This is a genomic window from Verrucomicrobiota bacterium, from assembly GCA_019247695.1.
Taxonomy (GTDB): Bacteria; Verrucomicrobiota; Verrucomicrobiia; order Chthoniobacterales; family JAFAMB01; genus JAFBAP01.
In genome coordinates this window covers 1-8,384 of the sequence record JAFBAP010000140.1, presented here as the reverse complement: position 1 = coordinate 8,384, position 8,384 = coordinate 1, and the positions used below count along the sequence as shown (strand labels likewise).

At 62.5% G+C, this 8,384-nt stretch carries 5 protein-coding genes; all 5 read left to right on the top strand.

The genetic code is table 11. The features are described 5' to 3' along the window. Positions 1-356 precede the first annotated feature (356 nt). The 5 genes from JO015_16170 to JO015_16150 all read left to right on the top strand — a co-directional run bounded on the left by JO015_16170 (position 357) and on the right by JO015_16150 (position 8,269). Positions 357-1,286: a hypothetical protein gene (locus JO015_16170; protein MBW0000634.1), complete on the top strand. Its 930-nt coding sequence runs from the start codon at positions 357-359 to the stop codon at positions 1,284-1,286. A gap of 34 nt (positions 1,287-1,320) precedes the next feature. Next, a complete protein-coding gene (tssK, locus tag JO015_16165; GenBank protein MBW0000633.1) occupies positions 1,321-2,691 on the top strand; it encodes a type VI secretion system baseplate subunit TssK in 1,371 nt (456 codons plus the stop codon). A 144-nt stretch (positions 2,692-2,835) separates the two neighbouring features. Beyond that, positions 2,836-3,540 carry a DotU family type IV/VI secretion system protein gene (locus tag JO015_16160; protein ID MBW0000632.1) on the top strand — a complete coding sequence of 235 codons (705 nt, stop codon included), beginning with the start codon at positions 2,836-2,838 and terminating at the stop codon, positions 3,538-3,540. A gap of 16 nt (positions 3,541-3,556) precedes the next feature. After that, a complete protein-coding gene (locus tag JO015_16155) occupies positions 3,557-7,285 on the top strand; it encodes a hypothetical protein (protein MBW0000631.1) in 3,729 nt (1,242 codons plus the stop codon). 33 nt (positions 7,286-7,318) lie between these two features. Then, positions 7,319-8,269 (top strand): hypothetical protein, encoded by a 951-nt coding sequence (locus JO015_16150; GenBank protein ID MBW0000630.1) that lies wholly within the window; start codon positions 7,319-7,321, stop codon positions 8,267-8,269. Positions 8,270-8,384: the final 115 nt, after the last annotated feature.

The window sequence follows — 8,384 nt, the reverse complement described above, 5'->3', positions numbered from 1 at the left end:
AACGGGTAACGGGTAACGGGTAACGGGTAACGGGTAACGGGTAACGGGTAACGGGTAACGGGTAACGGGTAACGGGTAACGGGTAACGGGTAACGGGTAACGGGTAACGGGTACGACGGTGAGGGTGAGCCGGCGATGTCAACCCCGAAGTTCCTCTTTCGGCGTGGTTGGTGGGGCCCGGTATCGACCGAGGGTTGGCGTCAGCAACCCGTTACGAGTTACCCGTTACCCCTTACGCGTTACTCTTTACCCGTTACCGTGTTCGTGGCATTTTCTGCCGTGACATTTTCTGGATTGCAAAAGGCGCATGTGCGGCTTTACGCTCGCGCTCTCCCGAGTTCAGGGGTTAGCCCGCGATGAAGTTAGACCGCAATTCGAAGCGCGCCGCGCCTGAAGCATTGGAATGGGCAACCCGGCTTGCCGCCCGGCTACGGGTCATCCAGGCCAGCTTCAACGACCAATCTCCGGAGGTTCGGAGCGGCTTTCTGCTCGAGGAGATTCAGCGCGAGACCAAAGCTGTGCCGGAATCGGATCGGGGGGAGTTTCTTGATGCGTTGTCGCTGCTCTTTCCGACGGTCGACACGGCGCCCCCGCCGCCTCCGCCGCCGGAAAAACCGGCGCCGCTTTCAACCGTCGGACTGGTCGATGCACTCATCGAGAAATTCCAGGGCGCTACGGCGGAGGAGCGCTCCTTGATCCATGATCGGTTACGGGCCGCCGGTCTGTTAGTCACCGTTTCGGAACCGCCCACGATTCCGGCTGAACTTCGGGGCAAGCTGGGTTTGCGGCCTGAAGAACCGCTGGACCCGGAGCGTTACCGGAAATTGTTTGTTACCCTGGCTGAATTGGTCCTGACCCTCGATCACGTCATCTGGAGCATCTGGAGGAAACTGGCCCCGAAATCAGCCTTGAAGCGCGAGTCGACGGACCAATTCCGGATGCTCCTTGGCCGTTACCTGCAGGGCGACCGCGAGGTGGCCAGCTACCAGATCGCCCAGTTCCTGGAGCGTACCCGGCAGTTGACGGTGGCGTTAGTTTCGGGGTTCGGCTCGGCGGGCGAAGCGTTCGCCCGCTGGTACCTGAGTTCCTATGCGCCGCAGAAGATCCGCAGTTCGGTCGAGACCGGCAGTTACGGGTTTCTGGCCAATGTCGAGCAGCGTTGCTGGCGCCGGTATGTGGAGTTGGCGGAAGGGCTGAACGGGCCGTTGATCGAGGAACAACTGGCCAACGGGGTCGTCAGTTACGTCGAGGAACTTACCGCCAAACCTGACACCCGTAAATCCTAGCTGACGCAGCCGGCTTTTCCCGCGCTCGAATTTTATGCAAATCCACTGGCACGAAGGCCTATTCTTGCTTCCGCACCACCTCCAACGCATGCAGCGCGGCTTCCAGGAGCTGCTCTGGAATGAGCGCCGCCTGCAGTGGCCCTTTCCCTACGGGCTGGTGGAAGCCCGCCTGTCCAATGACGATCTGGAAAACATGCGTCTGCGCTTCAGCGCCCTGCACGCCGTCATGCCCGGCGGCCAGGAAGTCAGGTTCCCGCAGGACGCGGAACTGCCGGTGATCGACCTGAAACAATCCCTCCAGGCGCGCGGGCGCCTGGTTATCTACCTCGGCGTTCCGCTTTGGTTCGATGCCCGTGCAAATTCGTTGTCCCCGAACAATCGCGCGGATGCCCGGTCGAAAATCCTCTACCGCGTGGTCGAGTCGGACGTGGCCGACGAGAATACCGGTGAAAACCACAAGCCCGTTCAACACCGCCGCGTGAACGCCCGCCTCCTCCTGGACGACGAGGACCGGTCGGACCTGGACGTGATCCCGTTGCTGCGGGTTGCCCGCACGGCCGGCGAAGAGGTCGGCCTCCCCCAACGTGACCCTGAATTTGTCGGTCCTTGCCTGGTGATGGGAGGCTCCCCCGCCCTGCGTGAGTTAGTCCGGGAGTTGAGCTCCCAGGTCCTGGCCAGCCGGCGCGAACTCGTAGTCCAGGTCACGCGGGGAGGTTTTAGCATCGACACCATGCGCGGCCTCCAGTTCGAGCAAATCATGCGGCTCCGGACCCTGAACCGGTTCGGCGCACGACTGGAAGCGTTGGTCGAGGTGCCCCAGGTTGCCCCTTTTGACGTCTATCTGGAACTGCGCGAATTCCTGGGCGAGTTAGCCGCACTTCAGCCCGACCGGGACCTCTACGATTGCGCGCCCTACCAGCACGATAGCCCGTACCCCGCGTTCGACGAGGTCTGCGCCAAGATTCGGCAGTTGCTGCGGGGCGGCGTGGCCCCGAGTTTCCTCAAAGTCGCTTTCGTTCCCGATCACGGCATTCACCGGGCAACGCTGAGCGATGAACACCTGACGCGCCCCGTCGATTATTTTCTGGCCGTTCGCACGAAAGAAGATCCGCGGGCGCTCGCCCGGTTGGTGGAGGATGCGGACCGTTTCAAGCTGATGCCGGAGAGCATGGCCAGCCGTGCCATTCGCGGGGTGATGCTGAAGGAAGAGCGCTTCCCCCCACTGGAATTGCCGGCTCAGTCAGGGTTGTATTACTATCGATTACTCCGCGGCGAGAGCGGACGCAGTTGGCAGCAGATCCAGGCCGAAAAGCGCGTCGTGGCCCGCTGGACAGGGCACGACAATGCGGATTACGAGCTGACCCTCTACATGATTCTCCCCAGAGCGAACGGCTCGGCCGGTTAGGACTGGCTGCTGACCACCGTACTGTATTCTCCGTCTACGAGGAGTATCATATCTACGAACCCGCTAACGAGTGCACTTTACGTCTCGCCCGGTTAAACCGGCCGGAACGAGGTCGCTCCCAACCCTCCCGCTTCCTTCGCTGCCATGACGCCCCTCGAGCTTTGTGAACCGTTATTCAACAAGATCTGCCTGCTCAACCGGATGGGCCGCAAGGGCGGCGCAAATCTAACTTACGAGCAGCTCCGCGCCGAGATCGAGACGTTGCTGAGCGACCTCCAAAAGCGCGCGGAGGCCGATCCCGTTCTGCGCGCCCAATGGGCGAAGCTGGAGATGCCCCTCATCTTTTTTGTCGATTCCATGATCGCCGAGAGCGGTTTACCAGCCGCCGCGGCGTGGCATCAACACCGGCTGGCTTACGATCGCAAGGAACTGGCCGGGGATGAAAAGTTTTTCGATCTTCTGGATGAGACCCTGGCCGATTCATCGGCCGAAGCCACCGAGCGGCTCCGGGTGTTCTACACCGGCCTGGGCCTCGGATTCTGCGGGTGGTACGCGGGCCAGCCGGAGTACCTGCGCGGTAAAATGGCCGACATCGCCGCTCGGCTTCGCACGGGAGAAATGCAGTCGGGTCCGGACCGGATCAGCCCGGAAGCCTACCAGTACGTCGATACCCGTGACCTGATCCAGCCGCGGTTTTCAAAGCTCGGCGGTTTGGCCGTGGTCTTCGCCGGTCTATGCCTGATCGTCGCCACCGTTGAGATCTACCTTTTCCGCTCGGCCGTTTTGACCATTACCGGAACCACGGGTGCCATCGCCACCCTCGACCCGCGTTCAACCCGGCCGCACTGAGCACCGGAGCGCTCCCATGAAAGAAATCTCCTATGTCATCCAGGCCTTCAACGCCCTGGCGCTTTGGGTTAAAATCGTCATCGTCGTCCTGCTGGCGACGACGCTGATCGGGGCGGCGGCATTTTTCGGGGTGCAAGTCGCCATGATCGTCGCGATCGGGCTCTTGTTTCTGGCCATCCTCGTCGGCTTGTATCTGTTCCTCCTTTTCTGGGTACGCAAGCGCCAGGCTGCGGAACTGAAGGGCGAAATCGTCACCACCGCCGCGCATCGTGGTGTGCTCGATCCGGCTGCGCGCAGCCGTCTGGAAGATCTGCGCCGCAACTTCGCCAAAGGGGTCGAGAAATTCGAGGCGGCGGGCAAAGACATCTACGAGCTGCCCTGGTACCTCATGGTCGGCGAACCCGGGGCAGGCAAAACCGAGGCGATCCGCCACTCGGACGTCGGTTTCCCGCCCGGTTTGCAGGAAACCCTGCAGGGCGTCGGCGGCACCATCAACATGAACTGGTGGTTTACCAATTACGCCGTCATCCTGGACACGGCGGGCCGCCTGCTCTTCAACGAAGTTGAACCGGGCACCTCCAATGAATGGCGTGAGTTTCTCGACCTGCTGAAAAAGCATCGCCCGCATTGTCCGGTCAACGGCCTCATGCTTGCCATCCCGGCAGACAGCCTGCTGCGGGATACGCCCGAGGAGTTGGAACAAAAGGCCGGCCGGCTCGCACGGCAGCTCGAAAACGTTCAACGCCAGCTGGAGATCCGGTTTCCGGCTTTCGTTCTCGTGACCAAGGCTGATCTGATCAACGGTTTTCGCGAATTTTTCGACGATCTGCCTGACGTCCGCAGCCAGCAGCAAATGTTCGGGTGGTCAAACCCGGCGCCGCTTGATGCTCCTTTTCGGCCGGAACTGGTTGACGAGCATCTTCAAGTCGTCTCCAGCCGCCTCGAGCAACGCCGTTTCCGCCTGTTGCATGATCCGACCCCGGCCCAGCCGAATGGCCGTCGCACCGATGAGGTCGACCGCCTTTACGAATTGCCCCATAACGTGCAGGCCCTGGCCGACCGGCTCCGGCGTTACCTTGAGATCATTTTTGTTGCCGGCCAATGGACGTCGCGTCCGCTGTTCCTGCGCGGAATTTATTTCACTTCCTCCATGCGCGAAGGCGCCGCGGTGGATCAGGTTCTGGCCGAAGCCCTGGGAATGCCGGTGGAAGCCCTGCCGGAAGGCCGGGCCTGGGAACGGGAGCGCTCCTATTTTCTCCGGGACCTCTTTCTGGACAAGGTGTTCCGTGAGGACGGCCTGGTCACTCGCGCGACTGACGTCGAAGGCATGCTCCTGCGGCGTAAGCTGACTTTGTTCGGCGCCGGCACCGCCAGCCTCCTGGTGCTGCTGGCGATCGGCTTGCTCGGGTACCGTTCTCTGCGGGAAAACGTCTATAACCAGACCGGCTTCTGGGCGCGCGCGACCGAGGGTTGGACCGAAGGCAAGTGGCAGCCGATCGTCACCCCCGACCCGGCCGGTTCCAGCCTCTACCGGTACCAGGGGGACCGCCCGGTAGGGCCCGGCTTCACCGCCCGAACCAAGTCTGAATTTCATCGCCCGGACCTTTCCCTGGCCGATTTTCATCAGGCGCTGCGCGAACTCGTCAGCACCCCGCTGGGCGTGCCGTGGATTTTTCGACCCTTTACGTCCTGGGGTTTGGACCCGGACCGGGAACGGGCGCGGGCTCAGCGGATCGTATTCGAAACCGGCGTGATCAAACCGGTTCTGGAAGCGGCCCGCCGTAAAATGCAGGGCCCGGTTTCGGGCTCAATTCCGGGCCGCGGCGGCGACCCGCGGCCGGCCGACCGCGTGCACACCCTCGAAGCTAAGGCATTGACGGCCCTGGTCCGGCTGGAAATCGATGCGCTGCAACACCCTGCCAAGACCGACGGGCTCGGTGACCGGATCTTGAGCCCGTTGCTGGAGTACGTTTCCGACAAGCAGGGTGCCCGCAACCTTTCCGGGGTGATGGATTGGACCTACGGGCAAAACCCCGACGCGCGGGGTTCCTGGGCGTCCGCCTGGACCAGCGGCGGCGATACCCTGCAACAGAATGCAGCCGTCCGCGCCGGTTTGGACCGGTTGGTTGCAGATGCGCGCGTGCACCTGAACAGCCTCGCGGCAAACGTGCAGCTGCTTAACCAGCTCGCCGACAGCGTCCGCGCCTACCAGGCCGCCGAAACGGCGTTGTCCGCCAAGGCAAACATCAAAGACGATCCGGAGACCAGCGACCGGGAAGTGGCTGCCGCCATGGATAAACTGCAGAGTTCCAAGGCCGCCATGGAGGAAAAACTGGCCGCGGCACGGCAGGCCGGTCTGTTCGAGGACGGCCCGGAGACGTTGTTCTCCGCTTACCAAAAGCTGACGATCAGCAGCCAGTCGCGGTTCGGCCAGATTTTCGTGATCCAATCCGAGATCGAGCGGGTCCTGCCGACGCCGAAACCCGACGGTAAACCTGACGATAAATCGCTCGTCACCAAGGTGCTTGCGCCGCCGGCGCTTACCGATGATCCGAAATACACCTTGCTCAGAGAAGTCAAGGCCGCGCTGGCCGACATCACCCAAAAGCTCAAGGCGCAGCTGGAAACCGCTGTTCCCGAACCGCAACTGGCGGAGTTCAAAGGGCTTGATGACGCTTCCTTAAGTCCGGTGGGCGGCCAGCCTGCCTACCTGGTCCGCTGGAACCTTTACCAGGAGTGCCGTGCAGGTGCGCCTCAGCATCACTACCGCGACGGGATGGTGTTGCTGAACAAGAACTGGAGCCAGGTCCAGCAACTCTCCCAGGCGTTGGCGGCTTTGCAGTCGAAAGTCGAAGACTACCAGGGAAAGATGAAGGAACAACTCACCACGACGTGCAGTTATTTCATCGGGCGCGTCGACCAGACGCAGAAACAGGCCTTTGCCCTCAATTACCTTCGCCAGGCCAAAACCGCCCTCCGGCAGTTGCTTCGTTTTCCGCTGCTTTGGCCGCCTGCGTCCGACAATTCGGCTATGAGCGTGGACCAGATCAAACAGGCCAAGTCACTGGTCGGCATGATTCACCAGGACCTGAACACGGACACCTTCGCCAGGATTCCCGCGACGCCTCGCCAGTCACTGGTCGAGTTCACGAAGGGTTTGAATCCGTTGCTCGCCTTTACCGATGCGATCATGCATCCGGACGGGTCGCTCGGGTTGGTGACCATTACGATGGTGAACGGCCAGGCGCAACGCCAGCTGTCCGGGCCGGACCTGGCTCCTGCATCGACGCCGCCTCCGCCGGGAGCTCCGCCCAAGCGCTCACTCCTGAGCCAACTCTTCGTCGGCGACACCCCGACGCCGACCCCGCCGCCGGACCTGGGTTATAACCCCCGGAACTGGAATGCCGTCGAGTTGTTCGGGCGCAGCCGGATCGTGGCGCTCGATTCTCAGTTCGACGTGATGCTGGCCAAACTAAAACTTAACGAAGGGTTTAAGTTCCGCGTATTTCACACCCCGACCGGCGGAGGCGCCGACGTGGTTGATTGCGGGCAAAACTGGGCTGCGCTCCGCGCCATCTCCCGGTTCGGTGGCAAACCCGTCGATGCAAGCGGCCAGATCTGGCGGGTGCCGCTCAAGCCGGGAGAACCGACGGCTGTCTGGATCCAGTTGGCTTTTGAGCAACCGTTGCCCCCGGCCCAAAACTGGCCGACGCTCGACGCTCTGGGCCTGCGCGATTTGTTTTAAGATTCCGGCCGACACGACACCTGGCTTTCGCCGATGAGCCGGTTCAATAAAGTGTTCTTGCGCGATAAGCTGGGCGGCCGGGCTTACCTGGCCGCCTTCGGCAAGCACCCCGCCTGGAACGATCACCTCGGCTTGATCGGCGCCCAAACTGAATCGCTGGCACTGCTGGAAGACGTCCTTTACCGGCAGGGCATCGCCCTGCAGGTTGCAGCGGGCCGTTGGCGTGATGCGACCGGCGCCGCCAAGACGCCGGCCTTCAATCATCGATTCGTGTGGAGCCGCGGCCGCCAGTCCATCGTCGGCGCGTTCTGGCCCTCCGTGGACGGGAAGGGGAGGACACAATTTCCGTTTGTGTGTTGCGTCCAGAGTGAGCTGCCGGGGTCGTCAGGCGTTCAGATCTACCTTGACTACGTGGCGAGAACCGGGGCACAGGCGCGCCAGGCGTCCGGCCAACCGGAAGTGCAAAGCATCCTGGAACGCGACGGCTATGACCTGAACCGCTGGAAACCCGTGACCCCGAGCGTCGCGCCGCAGGTTTTGGGATCGGGACAGGAGCGGGCGTTCAGGGATAACCTGGCGGTTTTGGCCCGAGAAGTGAGCCATCCGGCCATGGGACAGCAGAATTCCTCAGCCGGCGGCCAGGCTCGCTCGCTGCGTCTCCGGGCGCCGGATGGAGCGGCGCCGGCTAACCTCTGGTTTTACGCCAGCTTCCTCGAGCAGTTCGCTCCCGCCCCGGCGATTTACCTCCTCATCACCGGCGCCGATCCGGCGGCACCGGTCGATTGTGTTCTTGGCGAACCGGCGCCGGATGCTTTTTTTTGTCTCGGCGCAGACGCGCAGGAAGCACCCGTCACGGTCCCGCCGGCCCCGTCGGCCCTGACTGAACGCTGCCGTCAAAACATCGACCGCTTCCTTGCCGCATGCGTCTCCGGCACGCTGCCGGCGTCGCCCCGGCGTTCTCCATGGGCTTGGCTCGGACGGTGATGGCGTTCGGCGTTCGGCGTTCGGCGTTCGGCGTTCGGCGTTCGGCGTTCGGCGTTCGGCGTGGCATCATGGGTGCGAGATGCCCATGTCAAGCTCCGGTTTCGTGGATCTTTTT